The organism is Planctomycetia bacterium, from assembly GCA_021413845.1.
Classification (GTDB): domain Bacteria; phylum Planctomycetota; class Planctomycetia; order Pirellulales; family PNKZ01; genus PNKZ01.
In genome coordinates, this window is record JAIOPP010000057.1 from 126,070 (window position 1) to 146,857 (window position 20,788).

General features: G+C 58.6%; 17 protein-coding genes and 1 tRNA gene. 11 read left to right on the plus strand and 7 right to left on the minus strand.

The genetic code is table 11. The features are described 5' to 3' along the window. The first annotated feature begins 370 nt into the window (after window positions 1-370). From K8U03_10385 to K8U03_10410, 6 genes are all read left to right on the plus strand, one after another. Window positions 371-745, plus strand: a complete 375-nt coding sequence (locus K8U03_10385) for a hypothetical protein (GenBank protein ID MCE9605296.1) — start codon at window positions 371-373, stop codon at window positions 743-745. A gap of 135 nt (window positions 746-880) precedes the next feature. Further along, window positions 881-1,153: a WXG100 family type VII secretion target gene (locus tag K8U03_10390; protein MCE9605297.1), complete on the plus strand. Its 273-nt coding sequence runs from the start codon at window positions 881-883 to the stop codon at window positions 1,151-1,153. A 9-nt stretch (window positions 1,154-1,162) separates the two neighbouring features. Then, on the plus strand, window positions 1,163-1,795 hold the full coding sequence (locus tag K8U03_10395) for a hypothetical protein (protein MCE9605298.1): 633 nt from the start codon (window positions 1,163-1,165) through the stop codon (window positions 1,793-1,795). Further along, complete coding sequence (locus K8U03_10400; protein ID MCE9605299.1) at window positions 1,792-2,025, plus strand: hypothetical protein; 234 nt, start codon at window positions 1,792-1,794, stop codon at window positions 2,023-2,025. The genes K8U03_10395 and K8U03_10400 overlap by 4 nt, the downstream gene beginning before the upstream one ends. Window positions 2,026-2,063: 38 nt before the next feature. Continuing rightward, window positions 2,064-6,017, plus strand: coding sequence for a cell division protein FtsK (locus K8U03_10405; GenBank protein MCE9605300.1), 3,954 nt, complete (start codon window positions 2,064-2,066; stop codon window positions 6,015-6,017). A gap of 36 nt (window positions 6,018-6,053) precedes the next feature. Then, window positions 6,054-7,697, plus strand: coding sequence for a D-aminoacylase (locus K8U03_10410; protein MCE9605301.1), 1,644 nt, complete (start codon window positions 6,054-6,056; stop codon window positions 7,695-7,697). A 19-nt stretch (window positions 7,698-7,716) separates the two neighbouring features. Here the strand turns inward: K8U03_10410 and K8U03_10415 are convergent, their stop codons facing one another. After that, window positions 7,717-9,105 carry a POT family MFS transporter gene (locus K8U03_10415; GenBank protein MCE9605302.1) on the minus strand — a complete coding sequence of 463 codons (1,389 nt, stop codon included), beginning with the start codon at window positions 9,103-9,105 and terminating at the stop codon, window positions 7,717-7,719. 251 nt (window positions 9,106-9,356) lie between these two features. Here K8U03_10415 and K8U03_10420 point away from each other — a divergent pair, with 251 nt between their 5' ends. After that, entirely contained in the window at window positions 9,357-10,745 is a 1,389-nt protein-coding gene (locus K8U03_10420; protein ID MCE9605303.1) for a PAS domain S-box protein, read from the plus strand. 44 nt (window positions 10,746-10,789) lie between these two features. On the opposite strand, the gene K8U03_10425 is transcribed toward K8U03_10420, so the two are convergent. Then, window positions 10,790-11,230 (minus strand): prepilin-type N-terminal cleavage/methylation domain-containing protein, encoded by a 441-nt coding sequence (locus K8U03_10425; protein ID MCE9605304.1) that lies wholly within the window; start codon window positions 11,228-11,230, stop codon window positions 10,790-10,792. A 345-nt stretch (window positions 11,231-11,575) separates the two neighbouring features. Here K8U03_10425 and K8U03_10430 point away from each other — a divergent pair, with 345 nt between their 5' ends. Further along, entirely contained in the window at window positions 11,576-13,180 is a 1,605-nt protein-coding gene (locus K8U03_10430; GenBank protein MCE9605305.1) for a sel1 repeat family protein, read from the plus strand. A 26-nt stretch (window positions 13,181-13,206) separates the two neighbouring features. On the opposite strand, the gene K8U03_10435 is transcribed toward K8U03_10430, so the two are convergent. From K8U03_10435 to K8U03_10455, 5 genes are all read right to left on the minus strand, one after another. Further along, on the minus strand, window positions 13,207-14,421 hold the full coding sequence (locus K8U03_10435) for a hypothetical protein (protein MCE9605306.1): 1,215 nt from the start codon (window positions 14,419-14,421) through the stop codon (window positions 13,207-13,209). Between the two features lie 121 nt (window positions 14,422-14,542). After that, window positions 14,543-16,096, minus strand: coding sequence for a hypothetical protein (locus K8U03_10440; protein ID MCE9605307.1), 1,554 nt, complete (start codon window positions 16,094-16,096; stop codon window positions 14,543-14,545). A 415-nt stretch (window positions 16,097-16,511) separates the two neighbouring features. Beyond that, window positions 16,512-16,585: transfer RNA gene (locus K8U03_10445), tRNA-Val, on the minus strand. A 102-nt stretch (window positions 16,586-16,687) separates the two neighbouring features. Beyond that, window positions 16,688-16,954: a twin-arginine translocase TatA/TatE family subunit gene (locus K8U03_10450; protein ID MCE9605308.1), complete on the minus strand. Its 267-nt coding sequence runs from the start codon at window positions 16,952-16,954 to the stop codon at window positions 16,688-16,690. A gap of 76 nt (window positions 16,955-17,030) precedes the next feature. Beyond that, window positions 17,031-17,225, minus strand: coding sequence for a twin-arginine translocase TatA/TatE family subunit (locus tag K8U03_10455; protein ID MCE9605309.1), 195 nt, complete (start codon window positions 17,223-17,225; stop codon window positions 17,031-17,033). A gap of 631 nt (window positions 17,226-17,856) precedes the next feature. On the opposite strand from K8U03_10455, the gene K8U03_10460 reads away from it, so the two are divergent. From K8U03_10460 to devC, 3 genes are all read left to right on the plus strand, one after another. Next, window positions 17,857-18,264: a bifunctional nuclease family protein gene (locus K8U03_10460; protein ID MCE9605310.1), complete on the plus strand. Its 408-nt coding sequence runs from the start codon at window positions 17,857-17,859 to the stop codon at window positions 18,262-18,264. 206 nt (window positions 18,265-18,470) lie between these two features. Next, complete coding sequence (locus tag K8U03_10465) at window positions 18,471-19,649, plus strand: HlyD family efflux transporter periplasmic adaptor subunit (GenBank protein MCE9605311.1); 1,179 nt, start codon at window positions 18,471-18,473, stop codon at window positions 19,647-19,649. 2 nt (window positions 19,650-19,651) lie between these two features. Beyond that, the gene (gene devC, locus K8U03_10470) at window positions 19,652-20,782 is read left to right on the plus strand and encodes an ABC transporter permease DevC (protein MCE9605312.1); all 1,131 of its coding nucleotides are present in this window, start codon (window positions 19,652-19,654) and stop codon (window positions 20,780-20,782) included. Window positions 20,783-20,788 lie beyond the last annotated feature (6 nt).

Below are 20,788 nucleotides of genomic sequence, written 5' to 3' on the forward strand. Positions count from 1 at the left end.
CGACGATGTCATTGGTAGTGCCTTGTGCGACATCGCCCTCGCCGAAAAGTGCAGTAAACAGCAATGGTATAAAAACACTACGCCTTGTTGCTGCTATTGAACCCAAGTGAACGCATTTTAGGCCGCTCAAATAGGTTATGATTTAGCAATAATTCAACGCCCTATAAAAGTGGATTTCCCCATATCTCGCGGGATAGGATCGATCTCTTCTACTCCCCCGGTCAGATTATAGCCCATTGGTATATCGATGCACTCCCTCACTTAGAGGGGAACACCCCGTCAAGTCCGGAGAACGATGAATAAGGCATTCGTTAAAGAGGCAGAAGGAAATGGGGGGCGTTGTCCTCGCTGCGGAAGCTTGGGGTTAGGTGTGCCCGCAGTTACCCTCGCGGCATTCGTTCAGACTGAAAGGCGACATGAAATCTCCGAAACAGCCTACTTCTGCGAGTTTCCGCGCTGCGAAGTGATCTATTTCGATGACTTCGAGCGATTCCTCGTCTCAACCGATTTACTGCGCTCGGTGTGGCCGAAAGACTCCGACGCCCCGCTCTGTGGCTGCTTCGGACTTAGCGCCGACGACGTGGCCGACGACGTCCGCGAAGGGACCGTTGCTCGAGTGAAAGCCGCTGTTGCCAAAGCGAATTCAGCGAATACGCACTGCCTCACCATGTCGGCCAAAGGGCGAAATTGCGCTGCCGACATCCAGCGTTATTACTTCAAGCTTCGCTCGCAGTTCGGCTCGTAAGCCAACCTCCAAGGCGAAAGCAACGATCCCGTTTCGTCAGACGCAAGTCTTACGATAGAATGTGGATAGAGTGCGTAATGGTCACGTCTTAGTCATCCGTGCCGTTCACACAATCCACTAGGTACCGAGGCGCTTATGTCGCAAGCCATCGTCAATCCGGCCGATGTTCGCCGGTTTGCCAATAACTTGAAGGTGTTCTGTAGCGAACTCCAATCGCAAACCTCGTTGCTGCGAGCACAAATGGGCAGCCTCGGGCAAACGTGGCGCGACCAGGAGCACGAAAAGTTCGTGCAGGAATTCGATCAGACGATGCAGGTCGTCGGACGTTTCCTCGAGTCTTCGAGTCAACACATTCCGTTTTTGCTCCGCAAAGCCGAGCGCGTCGAAGAATATCTCCAACAGCGGTAGACGCGCAGCATGGATTCACAGGCACGCGTCGGCTCGGTCGACGCCTTTCGAGATTTTCGGGCCGTCTATTCCAAGTTCGGCGATGCCGCGCGCAATGCGCTTCTCGCGGCCGAGTTGGAAATTCGTCGCATGCTCGACTGGCTTGAGAAGGATCAAGTCGGCTATTGGAAAAACGAGATTCGGCGACGCGAAGAAAAGGTCAACGAAGCCCATGGGGCGCTGCATCGTAAACGCATCACCGCCACGTTCGGCAACGTAGCTTCCGACTCGGAAGAAATATTGATGCTGCGTCGCGCGCAAGCCAAGCTCGCTGAGGCCCAAGAGAAATTGAAACTCGTCAAGCAGTGGTACATCACGGTCGAGCAAGAAGTTCAGGAATACCGTGGCCCCGTCGCCCAATTGAATAACCTGCTCGACTCGAGCGTGCCGGCCGCGCTGTCGTCGCTCGATCGGATGACCGACATCATCGAGTCGTATCTCGCGATCGCAACGCCGGGCGCGAGCGTCACCGGCCTCTCACTGACCGGCTCGGAAACGACATCGGCGAACCTTTCTACGGGACCGACCGCGAAAAACGCAGAGACGTCGGCGACCGAAGGCGTCGCTCCGATAGCTCGCGATGCAGGAGCACAAGCACCGTGAAACAGGGAGATCTTACCCCCGTCGTCGGATCGCTTCGCTTCGCGATCAAAGACTTACGCGCCAAATGGGACGAGACGAAAGAGATCTGGAGCGACGACGTCGCCCGACGCTTCGAGGAAACGCATGTTGCGCCGCTCGACGAGCCGGTCGAAACGGCATTGAAGGCGATCGAGCGGCTCGGGCTGACCCTCGTAAAAGCGTACGACGCTTGCTCGCCCGATCGACAATGACCGAAGCTCGAACCTGAATGAGACAACCTGAGGAATTCATGGCGGAACCCGAACTCGTTCAGCAGCAAAACGCGGTGTTGCGCGATCTCGTCGGCATGGTCGAACGTCGCAAGGCTGCCGGCGAAGAAGCCGAAGCACGTTATCAACAACGACTCTCCGAAGCGCGGCTCGCGCACGAAGCAGCGGGAAATCGGGCTCACGACGAATTCGGGAAGAAGCGGGCAGTCTTGGATCGTGAGTTCGCAGAGGTTCGCGAAGCGGTCAACGGCCGACTCCGGCTCGAATACGAATCATGCGAACGCGAGTATCACACGTCGACCCGCGACGTTAACGATGCCTACTCGGGAGAAATGCGCTCGGCCAAACACAACCATGAGCAGGCCCGCTGGGAAGGCAATACGGTCTACGATGCGAAGAAGCATGTCCCTCGACGCGAATTCAAAGAACGTGAGAAGCAGATCAAGCTCAAGTCCGAGCGGATCGCGGAACTCGAAACGGCCTTCTTCGAACGACTGATCGAGTTGCGTCGGCCGCTGCCGAGCCGCGTCGTCGACGACGAACGACCGATCGAAGAGATGGATCCGGGAGAACCGCTGGAAGAACCGGCCAAGCAATGGCAAGAGCACGCTCAAACGGCCGAAGCGCTGTTGGGAAAATTGCGAACGAAGTTCGTACCGTCGCTCTTTCGAGGCATTGCGCCGTTGTGGGTTGCGGCATTCCCAGCGGCACTGGTAGCCGTGCCGGTAGGGTTTGCCGTCGAGTGGAAGGACCCCTTACCGATCGGGATCGCAGCCGGATGCGGATTGCTGGCGGGGATCGGCCTTTGCATTTGGTTGTGGAAGCTCGGCAAGAAACAAGTCGTGCAACTGCACGCGGGGTTTCTCAAGACGATGATCGCCGTCGAAGAACTTCGGCGCCGCTGGCTCTGCCAAGAATTAAATCGCACCAGGAAAATGCAAGCCGAAATCAAGAAGCGTCACGACGACGATCTGGCGCAAGCCGACTTCGATTTCAAGACTCGCGAGCAAGTCTCCGTGGAGACTCGCGATCGGAAGCGTGCGGCGTTGGAACAGAAGTATGTGCCGCAACTAGCACAGATGCGGGAGTTGCACGAAGGGCATGTCCGCAACGCGCAGGTCAACTTTCCGCAGCGTGCCGCCGATCTGGAAACGGCACGAGAGAAAGCCCTGGTCGCGGCCGACGACGACTTGCAGCAAGCGAAGAACGACGCCCAGGAACTACTCGATCAAGATTGGCAACGGATTTCCGCGCTCTGGCATACCGGCGTCGAACGCATTCGCTCGGAGACCGAAGAGATCGGCCGCGTTTGTCGCGGCTTGTTCCCGACATGGAACGATAAGAGTTGGGACAAATGGGAACCGGGCGAGGGGATCGCTCCGGTTTTGCAATTCGGTAAGTTCGATGTCACGCTCGATCGTCTTCCGGGCGGAGAGCTACCGGTCGATCGACTCGGCAATCGCAATCCGCCGCGTTATACGTTGCCGGCGATGTTGTCGTTTCCCGAACGCTGCTCGATGCTCATCAAGACGAGCGGCTCCGGCCGCGCCGAGGCGGTGCAAACGCTGCAAACCGTGATGATGCGATTCCTCACGTCGTTGCCGGCCGGAAAAGTTCGCTTCACGATCATCGATCCCGTCGGGCTCGGACAAAACTTCGCCGGCTTCATGCATCTCGCCGACTTCGACGAGAAGCTCGTCGGTAGCCGCATCTGGACGGAGCCGCAGTTCATCGAACAGCGACTCGCCGACCTCACTTCGCACATGGCGAACGTGATTCAGAAATACTTACGCAACGAATTCGACACCATCGAAGACTACAATCGCCATGCGGGCGAAGTCGCCGAACCGTATCGCATTCTCGTCGTCGCCAACTTTCCGTTCAACTTTACGGACAATGCCGCGCGGCATTTGATGTCGATCATTTCCAGCGGCGCTCGGTGCGGCGTTTACACGCTGATGAGCGTCGACATGAAGCAGCGACTCCCGCACGGCTTCAATCTCTCGGATCTCGAGCAAAACGCGGTAAAGCTCGTCTGGAAAGACCAACGCTTCGTCTGCAAAGACGGCGACTGGGAACATCTTCCGCTGCTGCTCGATGCGCCTCCGTCGCAAGACCGGTTCACGCAACTGTTGCAACGGGTCGGCGAACGTGCCAAAGCCGGCAGCCGCGTCGAGGTGCCGTTCGAATTCATCGCCCCACGCGACAACGATTGGTGGTCGAAGCAAAGCGGTTCGGAGATCGATGTCCCTCTCGGCCGTGCCGGAGCGACGAAGCGCCAACACTTGCAACTCGGCCACGGCACATCGCAACACGTCCTCATCGCCGGTAAGACGGGCTCCGGTAAGTCGACGATGATGCATGCGCTCATTACGAACGTAGCGCTCTATTATAGCCCGCTCGAAGTCGAGCTTTACCTGATCGACTTCAAGAAAGGGGTCGAGTTCAAAACTTATGCGACGCATGATCTGCCGCATGCCCGCGTCGTCGCGATCGAGAGCGAGCGCGAGTTCGGCCTGAGCGTACTGCAACGACTCGATGTCGAACTCAAGCTGCGCGGCGATCTGTTTCGCGATCTGAACGTGCAAGATGTGAAATCCTACCGTGAAGCGACCGGGAAGCATCTGCCGCGCATGCTATTGATCATCGATGAATTCCAAGAGTTTTTCATCGAAGACGACAAGATCGCTCAAGAAACGTCGTTGCTGCTCGATCGCTTGGTGCGGCAAGGTCGTGCGTTCGGCGTGCATGTGCATCTCGGCACGCAAACGCTCGGCGGAGCCTATAGCCTCGCCCGCACGACGCTCGGCCAAATGGCGATCCGCATCGCGCTGCAATGCAGCGAAGCCGACTCGCACTTGATTTTGAGCGAAGACAATCCGGCGGCCAGACTTCTCACGCGTCCCGGCGAAGCGATCTACAACGACGCCAACGGGCGCGTCGAAGGGAACCATCTGTTTCAAGTCGTTTGGCTGACGGATGACAAACGAGAAGATTACCTCAAACGGATCCGCGCGCTTGCCGAACAGCGCAACGTGCTTCCGGCAACGCCGCAGATCGTGTTCGAAGGAAATGTGCCGGCGAATATCGAGAAAAACCATCTACTCACGGCCGCGCTCGATGCGCCTCGTTGGGCCGAGCAACTCACTGCGGCCCACGCTTGGCTCGGCGAAGCGATCGCGATTAAAGATCCGACGATGATCACGTTCCGCCGACAAGGGGGCAGCAACGCACTTATCTTGGGTCAGCAAGGCGAAGCGGCTTTGGCGATGGAAGTCGTGGCGCTTACGAGCCTCGCGGCGCAGCACTCGGCCGATACTCAGCGCGGGGCTTCGTTCTACGTGCTCGACGGTTCGCCGCCGGATGCGATGCACGCCGGCTACTGGCAACGAGCAAGCGCGACCTTTCCGCATCGCTGCCAAGTCGGCGGCTTGCGCGATACCGGCCGGCTGGTCGGTGAGATTTCCCAAGAACTCACGAAGCGCCAGGCCGATGGAGCGGTCGGCGTCGGCGAAATCTACCTCGTCGTCCACGATCTCCAGCGCTTCCGCGATCTGCGTAAAGCGGAAGATGATTTCGGCTTCGGTCGCGGCGAAGAGAAACCGAATCCCGGCAAGCAGCTTGCCAATATTCTCCGTGAAGGGCCGTCGCTCGGGATCCACACGATCATTTGGTGCGACTCGCTGAACAACTTCCAACGGACCTTCGATCGGGCCGCGATGCGCGAGTTCGAAGTCCGCATTCTGTTCCAAATGAGCCAAGCCGATTCCGCCAACCTCATCGACTCTCCCGCAGCCGGCCGGCTCGGGCCGAACCGGGCGTTGCTCTACAGCGAAGAGCAAGGGAGGCTCGAGAAGTTCCGGCCGTACAACGTGCCCGACGACGAATGGCTGAAGACCACCGGAGCGCGACTGCTCGCGAAGCGTGACGAAGCACCGGCCGGCGCCGCTCCGGCAGATGCTGCAACTACTTAGCCCCGTGTCGTTGACGCCCCGTTCGCCGGAGCAAGTATGAAACCGTTCTCATCGTGCGTCGCCGTGCTCTTAGCAATCGCCGCGATGCCGGCCCTTGCGCAAGGCCAAGCGAAACCTGTCCCGAACGCCGCGGGACTACCGCTTCATGCCGATGTCCTCTTCGCAGGAGCGACGATCTACGACGGCACCGGTGGCGCGGGGTTCGTCGGCAACGTCGCGATTCGCGGCGGCGAAATCATCGCCGTCGGCGATACGAGCGCGGTCACGGTCGTCGAGCAGAAGATCGATTGCCGGGGCCTCGCCATTGCGCCGGGCTTCATCGATTTGCACACGCATAGCGATGGCCCCATCGTTGCTCCGACGACGCGTGCCAACGTCAATTACCTGACTCAAGGCTGCACCACGATCGTGACCGGCAACTGCGGCTTCGGGCGACTCGATGTCGCAGCGTATCTCAAACAAATCGACGAGGCGGGAGCGGGCACGAACGTCGCCCATCTACTTCCCCACGGCACGGTGCGCGATAACGTTTTAGGGAAAACGGCTCGCGATCCGACGCCGGCAGAAGTCGAGAAGATGTGCGGCCTCGCAAACCAAGCGATGCGCGACGGAGCCTGGGGCATGGCGACCGGGCTCATCTATGTGCCGGCGACTTACTCGAAGACCGACGAGATCGTGGCGGTAGCGAAGGTCGTCTCGGCACATGGCGGTATCTATGCGAGCCATATTCGGAACGAAGCGAAACAACTTCTGACGGCGATCGAAGAGGCGCTCGAGATCGGACGCCGCGGCGACCTACCGGTGCATATCTCGCACTTCAAAGCCAACGGCCACGAGGCTTGGGGAACGCTGCATCTCGCCGCCGAACTGATCGAGAAAGAACGCAAGGCCGGCCGGAAAGTAACCGCCGATCAGTATCCCTACACGGCATCGTCCACGAGCCTGGAAGCGACGCTCCTGCCGGCTTGGAGCCGAGAAGGGGGGCGAACTTCGATCGAAGCACGCATCGCCGACCCTGTGCAGCGAGCGAAAATTCGACGCGAAGTCGAGTTGGAACTAGCTGGTCGAACGCGCGTGCAAATCGCGGGCTACGGACCGCGGCGCGACTGGGTCGGCAAGAGCATCGACGAGATCGGAGCGATGGAAAAGCGCGAACCGGTCGAGATCGTGCTGGAAATGGAAGCCAACGGCGGAGCGCGCGTCGTGAGCTTCGGCATGAACGAAGACGACGTGCGCCTCGCGATGCGCTTACCGTGGGTTGCTACGGCCTCGGACGGCAGCGCGAAGATGCCCGACGCCGACATGCCGCACCCGCGCAGCTTCGGCACGTTCACCCGCAAGCTCGGAGCCTATGCCGTGCGCGAGAAAGTCATCTCGGTAGCACAAGCCGTGCGCAGTTCGTCAGGTCTTCCCGCCGATATCTTGGGGCTGAAAGATCGGGGCTATCTCAAACCTGGGCAAGCGGCCGACATCGCCGTATTCGACCCTCAGCAGGTGATCGACCGGGCAACGTTCGAGAAGCCGTATCTCTATTCGACGGGAATGCGATATGTCTACGTGAACGGCAAGCCGGCGATCTACGAAGGAACGCCGACAGGGGTGCTGGCCGGGAAGTCGCTGCGGCACGATTCACGAAAGAGGGGAGGGGGCGAGAGCCAGGGTTCGGAGAAGAAGCCTTAATCGGTTCGCCGGCGCGCGATCAGATGTCGTCTCCTTGAATGTAGATCTCTTCCTTGAAATACCGCGACCAAACGGAAAACGCCACCGCCACGACGAGCATCAGCGTCGTGAACAGCGCGAAGTATTGGATGTCGGTGATCTTGCTGTTACCGTCTTCATCACTGATCGCGTGGTTGATGTACGCCGTGAGCACGTTTCCGAGTGAAACGCTCAGCAGATAGAACGCCATCACGAGCGACTTCATCCGTCGCGGTGCCTGCATGTAGGAATACTCCAGGCCGGTGATGGAGACCATCACTTCGCCGGCTGTGATGATCGCATAGGCCAAGATCTGCCACAGCGCCGTCGGCTTCACGCCCACCGCTCGCCCATCGACGATCTTCATCTCGATCAACAGCGACACGCCGAATGCGGCCGCCGTGAACAGGAAGCCGATGCCGATCTTGCGGAGCGGCGTCAACCGAAACCAGCGATTCAGCGTGGGATAGACGACGTAGTTGAACAGCGGAATGAAGATCATCACCAAGAGCGGATTCACCGCTTGCAATTGAGCGGGCAAAAGATCGAGCCCGAAGATATGACAGTCGAGCTCCTTCGCTTGCTGTACCCACGAGGAGCCGTGCTGATCGTAGAGCGTCCAAAAGAAGAGGATGAAGAAGTACAACGGCAACAGTCGCAAAAACGTTCGGCGCCCTTCCGGGCCAGTCACTTCCTTGAGAAACGACGCGCCGCCCGGCGGGATGTGGGCATACTTATGACGCCCGAGCCAGAAGACGATCGTTGCGATGAACATCAGCACGCCCGGCAGCCCGAAAGCGTAAGCGGCGCTGGAATGCGATTCGGGAATCAAGTCGGCGAAGATCCATTTGCGAGCCAAAATCATCGGCGTTAGGAGCGAGGAGAAGAGGGCGCCGAAGTTGATCGAGAAGTAGAACCAACCGTAGACTCGCTCGAGCAGGTGCTTGTTGAGAGGACCGAACTGATCGCCGACGTGCGCCGAAACGCACGGCTTGATGCCGCCGGTGCCGATGGCGACGAGTCCGAGGCCGACGAACAGCCCGAGCCGCGTTTCATCGAGCGCGAGTGCCAGATGCCCGAAGCAATAGACGAGCGAGAGCCAGATGATCGTGCGATACTTGCCCCAAAGATAATCCGCGAAGAACGCGCCGATGATCGGGAAGGCATAGGCGCTCGCTTCGAAGATATGAAAGTAGAAGTTCGCGTCGGCGTCTTTCATCCCGCGAGGCTGCCCGGCCCCCATGATCAGGTAGTCGGTCATGAAGACCATCAGGATGGCTTTCATACCGTAGAAGCTAAACCGTTCGGCCGCTTCGTTGCCGACGATATACGGAATGCCGGGCGGCATCGTGGAGATCGGTTCCGGCGCCGTGCGGTAGCCGGCGTGCATATCGGCGGCAACACCGGAAGAAGCGGGGGGGGAGTCAGGCATAGCGGGGGCTCTGGCAAGCGATGGGAGGTCGGAGCGACGGCCAGTTTATCCGATCTACAATTGCGCCCCAACTGCAAGGTGCATATTCTCTCCGCCGTATTCACGTCGTCACGCATGATCGAATAGACTACTGGTCGCCTCGGCCGATCGCCGGGCCTTTCCCAAGTTCCGTTTCTGCGATCGAACATTTTCGCTGCTACCGGTCACCGATGATCGACTTTTTCGAATTCAGCCGTGAAATGCTTTGCTTAGCCAACCAGCAAGGCTATTTCACGCGCGTGAATTCGGCCTGGACTCGAACTCTGGGCTGGTCGGCCGATGCGCTCACGAGCCGGCCTTATCTCGATTTCGTGCATCCCGATGACCTGAGCGCCACGATCCGAGAAGCCGCGTTGCTGAGAAACGCAAACCATGAAACGATCTGGTTCGAGAATCGCTATCGCTGCCTCGACGGTTCGTATCGCTGGCTGAGTTGGCGCGTCACGGTAGTGCCCGAAACGCATCAATTGGTCTGCTCCGCGCGCGACATCACCGAACGTCGTACGGCTCAAGAAGCCTTGCGCGAAATGGCAGAGCGCTTTCGAGTCTTCATGGACAATAGCCCGACGACGGCCTGGGCCAAAGACGAAGAGGGCCGCATCGTCTTTCTCAACCGCGCGGCGGAAACGATGTTCCACTTTACCGGCCGCGACGACTGGTACGGCAAGACCGACTTCGACTTCTGGCCGCGTGAGGTGGCGGAAAAACTGCAAGAGAACGATCGTAAGGTCTTAGCAAGCAACGAATCGTTTCGGTTCTTCGAAGACACAGTCTCGACGGACGGGCGACTTTATCGTTGGGTGACGGTTTTGTTTCCTTACCGCGATCGACTGGAGCGGAAGTTCGTCGGCGGAATCGCAATCGATATTTCCGAGCTAAAACAAGCGGAAGAAGCACTGAAGCAAGAACGAGATCTGTTGCGCAATCTACTTGAGTTGCAAGAGCGCGAGAAACAACATCTTTGTCACGAATTTCACGACGGGCTGATCCAATATGCGGTGGGCGCATTGATGTCGCTGGAAGGCTCGACGCGTAATCGGCCCGTCGACGACCGTACGCACGAGATCGCCGCGGCGATCGTCAACTTGCGCAAGGGAATCGAAGACGGCAGACGAGCGATTCGCGGAATCCGTCCGTCCGTGCTCGACGACTCGAACCTGGATGCCGCGCTCGAAGACTTGATCGATCAATTCAAGGGCTCGGGCATCATGATCAAAGTCGATTGCGATCCTCGCATCGGCTCGCTGTCGAAGTCGCTGCAGACGACCCTTTACCGCGTCGTGCAGGAAGCATTGAATAACGCTCGAAAATACAGCGGCACCGATGTGGTCCGTATCGAGTTGAAGAAAGCGGACTCCGAACTGCATTTAGAGATCCGCGATTTCGGCTGCGGCTTCGAGGTCGGGCCTGCGCGTAAACGAGGCTTCGGACTATTGGGCATGACCGAACGTGTGCGCCTCCAAGGGGGCGACATGACGATCACCAGCGAGTTAGCGGTGGGCACAAAGATCGTCGCCCGACTACCGATCCCGATGTGCGAACCTGAAACGACGAGTTGAATGGATTCCGGTGCTGAACGGATTAGCTCGCCGTGAAGCTTGCGCTATTGCGTCAGCAAGTTCGCGTCGTCGATCCAAACGCCGCCGGTCGCTGGATGGTAGAGCCAGCCGGCATCGTCGGCCCCGCCGGCAGCGGTCGGCGGATTCGCATTGGCCGTCGTGACCTTAGCGCTGCCGGTCAGCGGATTCACCGGCAGGGTTTGCATATAGGGCCCGTATGGGAAGGCCGAGGTCGTGCCGATCGTGCCTGCAGCGTTTGACTTGAGGGCAAGATCGCCGAGATTCGTCGGCAGCTTGCCGCTGTGATGAAGCTTGTAGAGTTCGATCTGCGATCGCAGCATCTTCAGGTTGAACTTCGCTCCGTTCGTCTTCGCATCCTTCGTCGAATCGGTGAACTGCGGCAGAATCACTCCGGCCAAGATCGCCACGATGACGACGACGATCATCACTTCGACGAGTGTGAAACCGCGTCGGATCGTTAACACACGTCGACTCATTTACGTTCGGCCTCGGCGAGATCGGCTCTTCACTGCGCGCAAGTTCGACTCACTTTGAACCTTAGCTCGTACTCCTTGGGTTGAGTTGTCGTTTTCCCCCAAATAGGGTTAAACGCAGCTTGTTTGGGTTCAAAAAGTAATCGATTGCATGGCAAATATCGGTTTCGCCGGCGACGAATATGCTGAAAATCAGCTTGAAAATGGCCGGAAGTCCTTTTTGAAATGGGTGCGTCGGGGCGTTGCGAGGTTAAAATCTCGGCGGCCTGCCCGAATGCATCCCTTGCCCGCCTCCCGCTTCATCCCAAGAAGCCTCGCCTAGGAATTACCGCCCCGATGGAAAACGCCGTCAGCTTCGCCCGGTTTCGTATCTCCGCGATCGTCGCCCTTGCCATGTTCGCAGGGGTCGTCTCGCTCTCGGCAGACGAACTCCAAGACCTCCAGGCGAAAGCGGAGAAGGGGGATGCCGCGGCTCAATACGAGTTGGCAGGGCGCTACGCCGGCGGTAAAGGGATCGAAAAGGATGAGCAAGCTGCGCTCAAGTGGTATCTCAAAGCCGCAGAGCGCGATTACGTTCCGGCTTACATCAGTCTGGGTTCGATTTACTCCCACGGGTTCGGCGTCAAGCAAGATTGGGCCGAGTCGATCCGCTGGTTTCGCAAAGGGGCTCTAGCCGGAAATCGGATCGCACAGCACAACCTCGGGCTCGACTACAACTATGCGCACGGTGTCGAGCAAGATTTCGCCGAAGCTGCACATTGGTTTCGCTTAGGTGCCGAACAAGGGCAACCGCGCTGCCAATATAATCTCGGCCAACTCTACGAAGCAGGTCAAGGGATGCCTGCGAGCAAACTGGAAGCGTTCATCCTCTATAGCCTCGCTTCGGCCCACGATAACCAAAACCACATTTTCGGCGAGCCGAAGGCGAAAGAGATCGTCGCGAAGCGCGAAGCAATCGTAAAAACCCTTACGCCCGCAGAGCTGGAAACCGCACGTCAACGGATCGCGACGTTTCAAGCCAGCGTGCCGGTGCATCCTCGACGATTCGGCGCTCCCGACGGCAACATCGGCACGACGCGCGGCTGGTACATTTGGCGCAGCTTTAATCCCGACACATGGGAAGCCGAAGTCACCCACGATCGCCCGCAAGACTCGGGCACACCCGAGGTTTTTAAGGTTCGGATGTTGCCGTGGGCGACGACCTATCGTTATCTCGCTTATGGTGCGGGCCCCGAAGGATTGCTTCCCGGCGAACGCGTGAACATCTTCTTCAATCCCGACGAACATCACAAACGCGGCTACCTCGTTCACTTTCAGGATGAAATTTGCCAGATGAAAGGGCACGGCCACTCATGGGAAGTTTGCAAACTCACGGCCGGCGGTTTCACGGCCCGTGTCGTCGCCGGCGATAAACCGATGGACGATCAGGAGCGCGAATTCGCCTTCGATCCCGAATGCCGTGTCTGGTCGAAGGGCGAGCTCGTGCCCAAGGCGAAGTTAGCGCAAGGAGATCACGTTTACATGACCTGGTGCGTCCGCGACGGCAAACAAGTCGTGAAGCTGCTGAGCGACGAAACGAGCCTGGAAGCGATCAAGAAATTAGAGTCGGAGCGGCTCGCCAAGACGATCGCCGCGGAAGGACTTGCCGGCCGCTTAGAGAGCGTCGACGGCGACCGAATTCACTTCATGATCTTCGCCGAACATTGGTCGCAATCGCAGCAGCTTAAAGAGGGATCGCGCGTACGCATCAGCGGAACCGGCAAGGGATTCCATCCCGAAGGGCCGACGGTCGAAGCGACCGTCACGTTCCGCAAGAACCGAGGCACCTATGGCTCCGGCGTAACGGACTTGCTACTAAAACCAACACGCACGGAAGACCTACCGCAATTTCGTGCTCTCCTCAACTCGCCCGTGCTGCGGGTGATTCGCGTCGAGCCATGAACGACGCGCGAAAGTGAACAGGGCGACTACTTCCCTTTTTTCTCGGAGGAATGCTCTGTAGCGCGCTCCGCAGTTTCGGAAGTCAACCCATTGAAGGTCTTGATAAAGTCCGCAAGCGGCATGGTGAACCGGCCCCCTTTTGTGGGATAGCCGTTCTCTAGGCCGGGCGTTCCTTGGGGCTCGAAATGATTGCACCACGGGTTCCACACCTCGACGGTTTGCGACGCGTGATCGTAATCCAACACGGCTAACACATGGTCGCTCGGAATGCCGGCGGGCAAGTGCTTCGGCGATAGCGTGCCGGTCGTAGTGATGTGCTTCGCGCGCTGCGCCGTAGTCAGAATCTCCGCGACTTCCTTCATCAAATGTGCGACCTCGCTCTTCGTCGGCGGCTCTTCCGGATTTTTTCGAAACAAGGTGAGCTTCGCCCGATGGCCGGTGAGAATGGGTATGACGTCGCGCGAATGTCCTCCCCGACTCAATACGTCGAGCGACAATTCATCGGGCCGACTTCGCTTGTGTGATGCAGCCCAACGGCGGCTGAAGGCTTGCTCCAGAATGTTCAGCCAGAGCCCTTGATCGCCGGCAGTCGAACCGAGCAGGACTTGCGCGTCGGTGAGATGACGGGCTTCGACCGTCTCGCCGTCGCCGAACTCCACGCGATAGGAACCATCTGCCGAAAGTGAAACGATACTCCGAATATGGTCGGGCCGGCGATGCACCGCAGAGCCGATCGTCGCCAGGAAGAAGCAGTCGCCCAAGCGACCTTGCTTAAACCCTTCGAGACTCGGCGCACCGGACGAGAATGCGGTCGTCGGTCGTTCGCGGACATGCTCGATAAAGCCGGCATACCAAATCCGAAAATTAGGGACGGCCGTTTCTTTATCGCGACGTCCCTCAGCGTGCTCCGCCGTTTTGCGAAGCAGGAAATCAAGCGTCAAAGGAGGCCAAGTCGGCGTTCCTGCCGCATTCTTAACCCGGCGCTGGTACAGATGAATCGCCGCCAAGGCGGCAGCATCGGCACCGCGAGTCGTCAGATCGATCAGCGCGGGATTGATCTCGTCGGCTTCTAGCTTGTCGTTCCGATTACGATCCCAGTGCGCGAATTTGCTTTGAACCGTTTCATCGAACGTCGGACTACCGGATGGCTCGGCGGCAAGTAGCGCAGTCGCCATGAGCATCAACGATGCCGTTAAAGCTTGCGTCGTTGCAATCGCGCTCCGCTTGATTACCGTCGACATCGAAAAGGCCTCGGATGGGGGTTGGGGCTCTTTTCGATTTTGATTACCTAGATTTTGAAATCAACCCCGAGCCTAGCGCTATCCGCCGCGGGAATCGCTAAAGCATGCGAGTTCGGCGAAGTTACCGGCTTCGCTTCGTCACCGTTACGCTTTGGATATAGTACTTGTTGTACTTGTCGCCGTCGGATTCAAGGTTGAAGTTGAAGCCCCAGTAGTTCACGAATTGGGCGTCGTCGAGTTTCCACGTAATCGTGTGCCATTGCTTATTATCAGGCACGGTATACCAGCCGCCGGCGGTCTTGAAGCCGGTCGTCGATTCGTAGACGAGCTTGAAGCCTGAGTTCTCGTTCGCCGGATTGCGGCGGACGACGGCCGTGATCTCAAGCGGCACTACGTCATGGCTTAAGAAGTTGGGATCGACCGTAAAGACGTTGCCGCCGGGTACGTTTCCGGCCCGAGCCGAGCCGCCGTAGGCGATCACGGCGGCGGCGACATCGGCACCGGAACCGGTGTGCAATCCTCGCTCGACCATCGTCTCGCCGAACGTGATCGAAACGGATTCGGCGTTCGTGTAGTCGCCGCCCCAAGGAAACGGCTTGGCCAGGTTCGATTGCGCTTGATCGACGAGCGACTGCGGCACGTCCAGCACGAGGATCGGGGCGACCGTCAACTCATAGCTGCGTGCCTCTACGAGGTTACTCGTCGTCGGATTGACGATCCGCACCTCTCGTTCGAACTCGACGCGCTCCGGTTTCCCGGGCCGCGACCAAGTCGCGAGAAACTTTCCGTCGACACCTTGAAAGACGAAGCCGTAGTGCCGATCGTTGAGGAGCACCCAACCCAAATACTTCGGGCGATTCCCGAAGTAGCGAATCATCTGCTGCATCGCGGTGTACGCCGGTCGGGGCGTACCGTGGACGTCGATCAATCCCATCGGGCCGCTGTCGCCGTCGCGCCCTTCGAACCATTGGATACACGCGACGCCTTGCGCAATTCCCATCACGTAGGCCTTGATGAGAGCATGTGCTTGGTTGTCGGCACCTTTAGCGGCGTCGGAGCCGAGTTCCGTGAAGATGATCGGTACGCCGGCCTTCGCAGGGTTGCGCGCCGCGAGCATTTTGCGCACAGTCGGCACGATATGCATGTACACGGCTTCCGAACCCCTGTTATCGGAGATGCCGTTGAGAACTTCATACGGATGCAACACGATGTAGTCGAAATGGTCTTTCGCGCCGGCTTCGATCGCTTGCTCCAAGTAGTTCACATGCGCACTCTTGGCGGCCAAGCCGATTAGGTTGCCGGGATCGATCGCCTTGGCGGCGTCGTACGCGCTGACGACGATCTTCGCATAGTCAGCCGGCGTTTGATCGCGGCCGGTGCCGTTCGGCGGCTCATTCCAAATTTCAAAGTGCTTCGCCTTTCCCTTCACATGCGCAGCGACTTGCGAAACGTAGTTCGACCAAGCCTTCAAGTTGTTCACGGGCAACGTGCCCGGTGCATCGAGCCGGTTCCACTTGGGGCTGCCGTGCATGAGCAAACCGAACTGATATTTTTGATCGGCGAGGTACTGTATCTGTCGATCGAACTCGTCCCAGGTCCACTTTCCTTCCTCGGGCTCCAATGCCCCCCAAGCCGCTTGCGGCGAACGATAAACGCTCAAGCCGATCGCAGACATTTGCGGGATCCAAGTCGCATTGTCGGCCAGCGAGCGATTGCGAACATGACAGCCGCCGACACCGAAAGGGCTCGGAAATGCCTCAGCACTGGATGTCGACTCTTGCGGCGCTACGGCAGCCGCAACCGTCGCCAATAGAAATATCCCGACGAATCCGACGAACGGAATGGTCTTGAAAGATCGAACGCTTCGGATCAAGCATGCCGAACGGCAACGGTACATCATCGGAGTTCACACAGTACGAGATTGGTTCTGGAAATCTGCCTTCCGCTCTAAATACCGGCGAGGAAGTTATGCGGACGACCGGGGAGCAATCAGGCACGCTCTGGTGCCTCAGCCCAATAAAAAAAGTCAGCGATGAACAGCGTAGAACACGCTAGAACATCGCTGACCGTAACTCCGAGCGTCGTAGAAGTGGGCGACACAGGACTCGAACCTGTGACCCCTACCGTGTGAGGATAGTGCTCTAACCAACTGAGCTAGTCGCCCGAACGCTTCGGGTTCGCGACGACTCGGAGCCTTTACTTTCGCCATCGTCAACCGGCGAAGCATCGCCGGAGCGAAAGTTATACGAAAACCGGCGGCGTTCGACTAGGCCGCGCCTTCGGCCGGAGGTGGCTCGAATTTCGGCGTCGAAACTTCTTCGCGGTCTTCGATGCTACGAGCTACGCGCGACGACGACGAACTGCTGCTCACGCGCGATGCACTGTTCACTTCTTCGTCGATGCCGTGCATGCCCTTCTTGAACTCATTGAAGCCCTTGCCGACCGACTTGGCGACTTCCGGCAGCCGATTGCCGAACAGCAGGATAGCGAGCACGCCGATAATGACCATTTCCATCGGACCGAGGCCAAACATGAGAAACTCCTCTGCGAATCTTTGCACTAAGCGTTGAGTAGGTACGATGCGCGAGCTTACGCGCTAAGGTATATAACTAATTCTTCGGCGGCACGGTTCCCTTTTCGGAATCGTCTTCGATTCCGGAAACGCCCCGCTTGAATTCGACGATGCTCTTGCCGAAAGATCGCGCTAAGCCCGGCAGGCGGTTCCCGAACAAGAGAAGCACGACCAGCGCAACGACCGCTAGTTCGAGAGGACCGACGCCGATGATCGCCAGAAGCGGGCTCATGATACGACTCAATTAAAAGTGATCGAACGAGGAGGAAGAGTCGCCGACGCCGGAGGTCGAAAAGCGAGGCAACGGTGGGACGTCGGAACGATGCCGCATGCCGCCGAACTGAGAACAATCGACGCAACCGCCGGCAAAACTCCGACAACTCGATTTTACCGCCGCGAGAAAGGCAGTCAATGAGATTCCCGGCCCAATACACGTTCGCCGACCATCCGTAAGACGTTACCGATGCCACGCTTACGCTGCGAAAAGCTCGTCGCGACCGCGATTACCGGAACATCCCGTCCGGCAAGTTCGGCCTCGCAAGGCGGCCTTGGCTCTTTTACACGCTTCTCGAAGGCCGATCCAGGCATTTCAGCGAGACACATCGGCTTGTGTTGCGCTCCATCGAAACTTCGACACGCCCGCTCCCGTCGTGCGTGTCAACGCAATCGATCGGGTAGATGCCGCAGTACGTTGCCAAGTTCGAATGCGTCGTGCGACTCGAAGTCAAGCGCATTTCTTAGCCCCTCAAATTGCACTCCGTTCGCCACTGGCGACGCCGGTTGCGCGGCTCGTATAATCGAGGCTTCGTTCACGTCCTTCGCCGACATTCTGCGCGGCGACCGCTGGCCCAGAAGGATTTGCAATGCCCGTGCTCATGGAGTTGTCGCGGATCATCATCAGTGAGATCAACGACCAACAGGTGATCTACCTAAAAGAGGTCGATGGCGAGCGGTCGTTTCCGATTCTGATCGGCATTTTCGAAGCGACGAGCATCGACCGTTGCGTGAAAGGGGTTTCTAAGCCGAGGCCGCTGACCCACGACTTGGTCGTCAACGCCGTTCAAAATCTCGGCGGAGAGTTCGAGAGCGTACACATCACGGAATTGAAAGATCACACCTACTACGCCCGACTTCGCGTAAAGCAAGAAGGGGAGTTCGTCGAGATCGACAGCCGCCCCAGCGATGCGATCGCCGTGGCCGTGACGTGCGTACCTCCGTTGCCGATCTACGTTTCCGAAGACGTCTTGAACGAAGTGCTAGGCGAGACGTAAGCCAGACTGCCCGGCGAGACGTTTTGTTTACGAACCTGGTCGTTGATCGACCAGGTTCTTCGACACGCTGCGACACCGGAATAACCGGAACGCGCCGTTTAATCGCGAAAATTCCTCGGTTGCCGAGATCGACTCTGGCCGGATGCCGGGGCGCGAACTATTCTTGAACGCAATGTCGCTGAACACGCGGCTGAGGATGCGTTGCCATGAATCATCGAGCCATCGTCGCGTTTGCAGGCCTTCTCGTCGGGGCGGCGACCGTGTTCGCTCTTGCTTATTACGGCAAGCTTCCAGGCATCAAAACGTCGACGACCGTCGCTTCCACGACGGACAACTATGTCGACGATGCCGGCAACTCTTCAGCCAAGGTCCCTCTTACGCGCGTCGTGGCGCTGGCCCGACTGGAACCTGCAGACGGCACGCTCGAACTCGGCGGCGTGCCCGGCGATCGGATCGAAAAAGTTGCCGTGAAGCCGGGACAGAGCGTGCGCCGCGACGAAGAACTGGTCGTCTTGGAGAGTCGCAAGTTGCGGCAACTCGAACTCGAAGCCGCGCAATCGCAACTCGCCGAAGCGGTCGAGCGGCTTCGCACCGAACAAAACTACGGCGACACGCTCGTTCGTGAAGCCGAGGCCGGTCTTGAAGAAGTTAAGCTCGACGACCTCGAGGTCGCTGCGCAAGAAACGCGAATCAAATCGTTGCAGTTGCAGGCCGAAGCGGCCGAGCGAAGTCTCGCCCGCACGTCGAAGCTCAGTGAAGCGGTATCGTCGCCGCAGCAACTCGATCAGGTCCGACTCGCGCGCGATCAAGCGGCCGCGGAATTCGCCGCCGCGCAAGACCAGATCAAGAAACTCAAAGCCGGTCGCGACCTCAAGCATCGCATCGCGAAATTGAAGCAAGAGGAAGCGATCGCAGGCCGAGGCAAGATCGATGCCGCCGTGCCGTTGGAATCGCTCCGCAAAGGAGTCGCCGCCGCGACGGAACGACTCAAGCAAAGCACGCTTCGCGCGCCGACCGACGGCTACGTCTTGGAAGTCCTCGGCGACGAAGGCGACGCAGTCGGCCCGACGCCGATCGTCCGCATGGGTAACGTGGCGCGCATGGTTGCGGTCGCCGAAGTCTATGAGACGCAAGCCCACTCGGTAGTGAAAGGGCAACCCAGCGAGCTTACGGCCGACGCACTTCCCGCAAAGCTGGTCGGCAATGTCGATCGGGTCGGAACGGTCGTCGGCAAGAATCGGCTGCTCAGCGTCGATCCGACGCATGGCGCCGATTCGCACGTCGTCGAAGTTCGCATCGCGCTCGATGAGGCTTCCTCGCGCGCGGCCGCGGTGTTCGTCGGTATGCAAGTTACTGCGACGATCGACGTCCGTAAGTCTCCTTAGCCATGCGTACTCCGCTCGCTTGGCTCAATCTCTGGCACGATAAAGGTCGCACCGCGACCGCTCTGGCCGGGACCGCGTTCGCCGTCGTGCTGATCCTCATGCAACTCGGTTTCTTCCGTAGCATTCTCCACACCGCCACGGTCGTTTACGATCAGCTTGAGTTCGACGTCGTTCTGTCGAGCGTCAAGTATCGCCAGATGCTTAAGTCGGGCTATTTCAATCGCGATCGTCTGGAGATCGCCAGGGCATTGCCCGAAGTGGCCGATGCCTATCCCGTGTTTTGCGCGTTGCAACTCTATCGCAATCCCGAGTCGGGCATCAAACGCTCGATCTTGATCGTCGGGGTCGATCCGCGCCGCAACTACGTCAAGATGGTCACGCGCGAACAACTCGATGAAATCTTTCCGACCAGCCGCGTGTTACTCGATCAACTGAGCCGGCCGGAATACGGCCCCCGTTATCCGGGCATGAATTCGCAGATCGCCGATCATGCAGTCAAGATTACGAGCCTGTTCGAGCTTGGCTGCGGCTTCGGAGCCGACGGCACGGTCGTCGCCAGCGAACAGACCTTCGCGCAGTTTTTTGCTCCTCGAACGGTGAACGAAATCAGTCTCGGTCTGCTCAAGCTGCGGCCCGGCGCCGATGCCGAGTCGGTGGTCGCGAAGCTGCGTAAGATTCTGCCGCCGGACATCGTCGTACAGACACGCGCGAAGTTTATCACGCAAGAACAATACTACTGGGTCGTGAAAACAAACGTCGGCGTCATCTTCGGGCTCGGCGTGATAGTTTCATTTCTCGTCGGCACGGCGATCGTCTATCAGGTTCTTTCCGCCGACATCGCGCGACGGATGCCCGAGTATGCGACGCTTAAAGCGATGGGCTATCCCGGCGGCTACCTTACCGGCGTGATTCTCACGCAAGCCTCGATCATCGGCGCACTCGGTTTCTTGCCGGGCTGGATTCTCGCCTATGGGCTCTATGCCGTAACGCGAAGCCAGGCGCATCTTTGGATGGAGATGGGAATTCTGCTGCCGATCGTCGTGCTGTTCTTGAGCGTGCTGATGTGTTGCCTATCGGGCTTAGCATCGCTGCGAAAAGTGCATAGCGTCGCCCCTGCGGAGCTATTCACGTAGGCGTCG

Excerpts from the sequence above, each read along its gene's own strand:
- K8U03_10390 (MCE9605297.1), top strand. The coding sequence starts at position 881 with ATGTCGCAAGCCATCGTCAATCCGGCCGATGTTCGCCGGTTTGCCAAT.
- K8U03_10395 (MCE9605298.1), top strand. The coding sequence starts at position 1,163 with ATGGATTCACAGGCACGCGTCGGCTCGGTCGACGCCTTTCGAGATTTT.
- K8U03_10405 (MCE9605300.1), top strand. The coding sequence starts at position 2,064 with ATGGCGGAACCCGAACTCGTTCAGCAGCAAAACGCGGTGTTGCGCGAT.
- K8U03_10410 (MCE9605301.1), top strand. The coding sequence starts at position 6,054 with ATGAAACCGTTCTCATCGTGCGTCGCCGTGCTCTTAGCAATCGCCGCG.
- K8U03_10415 (MCE9605302.1), bottom strand. The coding sequence starts at position 9,105 with ATGCACGCCGGCTACCGCACGGCGCCGGAACCGATCTCCACGATGCCG.
- K8U03_10420 (MCE9605303.1), top strand. The coding sequence starts at position 9,357 with ATGATCGACTTTTTCGAATTCAGCCGTGAAATGCTTTGCTTAGCCAAC.
- K8U03_10430 (MCE9605305.1), top strand. The coding sequence starts at position 11,576 with ATGGAAAACGCCGTCAGCTTCGCCCGGTTTCGTATCTCCGCGATCGTC.
- K8U03_10435 (MCE9605306.1), bottom strand. The coding sequence starts at position 14,421 with ATGTCGACGGTAATCAAGCGGAGCGCGATTGCAACGACGCAAGCTTTA.
- K8U03_10440 (MCE9605307.1), bottom strand. The coding sequence starts at position 16,096 with ATGTCTGCGATCGGCTTGAGCGTTTATCGTTCGCCGCAAGCGGCTTGG.
- K8U03_10450 (MCE9605308.1), bottom strand. The coding sequence starts at position 16,954 with ATGTTTGGCCTCGGTCCGATGGAAATGGTCATTATCGGCGTGCTCGCT.
- K8U03_10455 (MCE9605309.1), bottom strand. The coding sequence starts at position 17,225 with ATGAGCCCGCTTCTGGCGATCATCGGCGTCGGTCCTCTCGAACTAGCG.
- K8U03_10460 (MCE9605310.1), top strand. The coding sequence starts at position 17,857 with ATGCCCGTGCTCATGGAGTTGTCGCGGATCATCATCAGTGAGATCAAC.
- K8U03_10465 (MCE9605311.1), top strand. The coding sequence starts at position 18,471 with ATGAATCATCGAGCCATCGTCGCGTTTGCAGGCCTTCTCGTCGGGGCG.
- devC (MCE9605312.1), top strand. The coding sequence starts at position 19,652 with ATGCGTACTCCGCTCGCTTGGCTCAATCTCTGGCACGATAAAGGTCGC.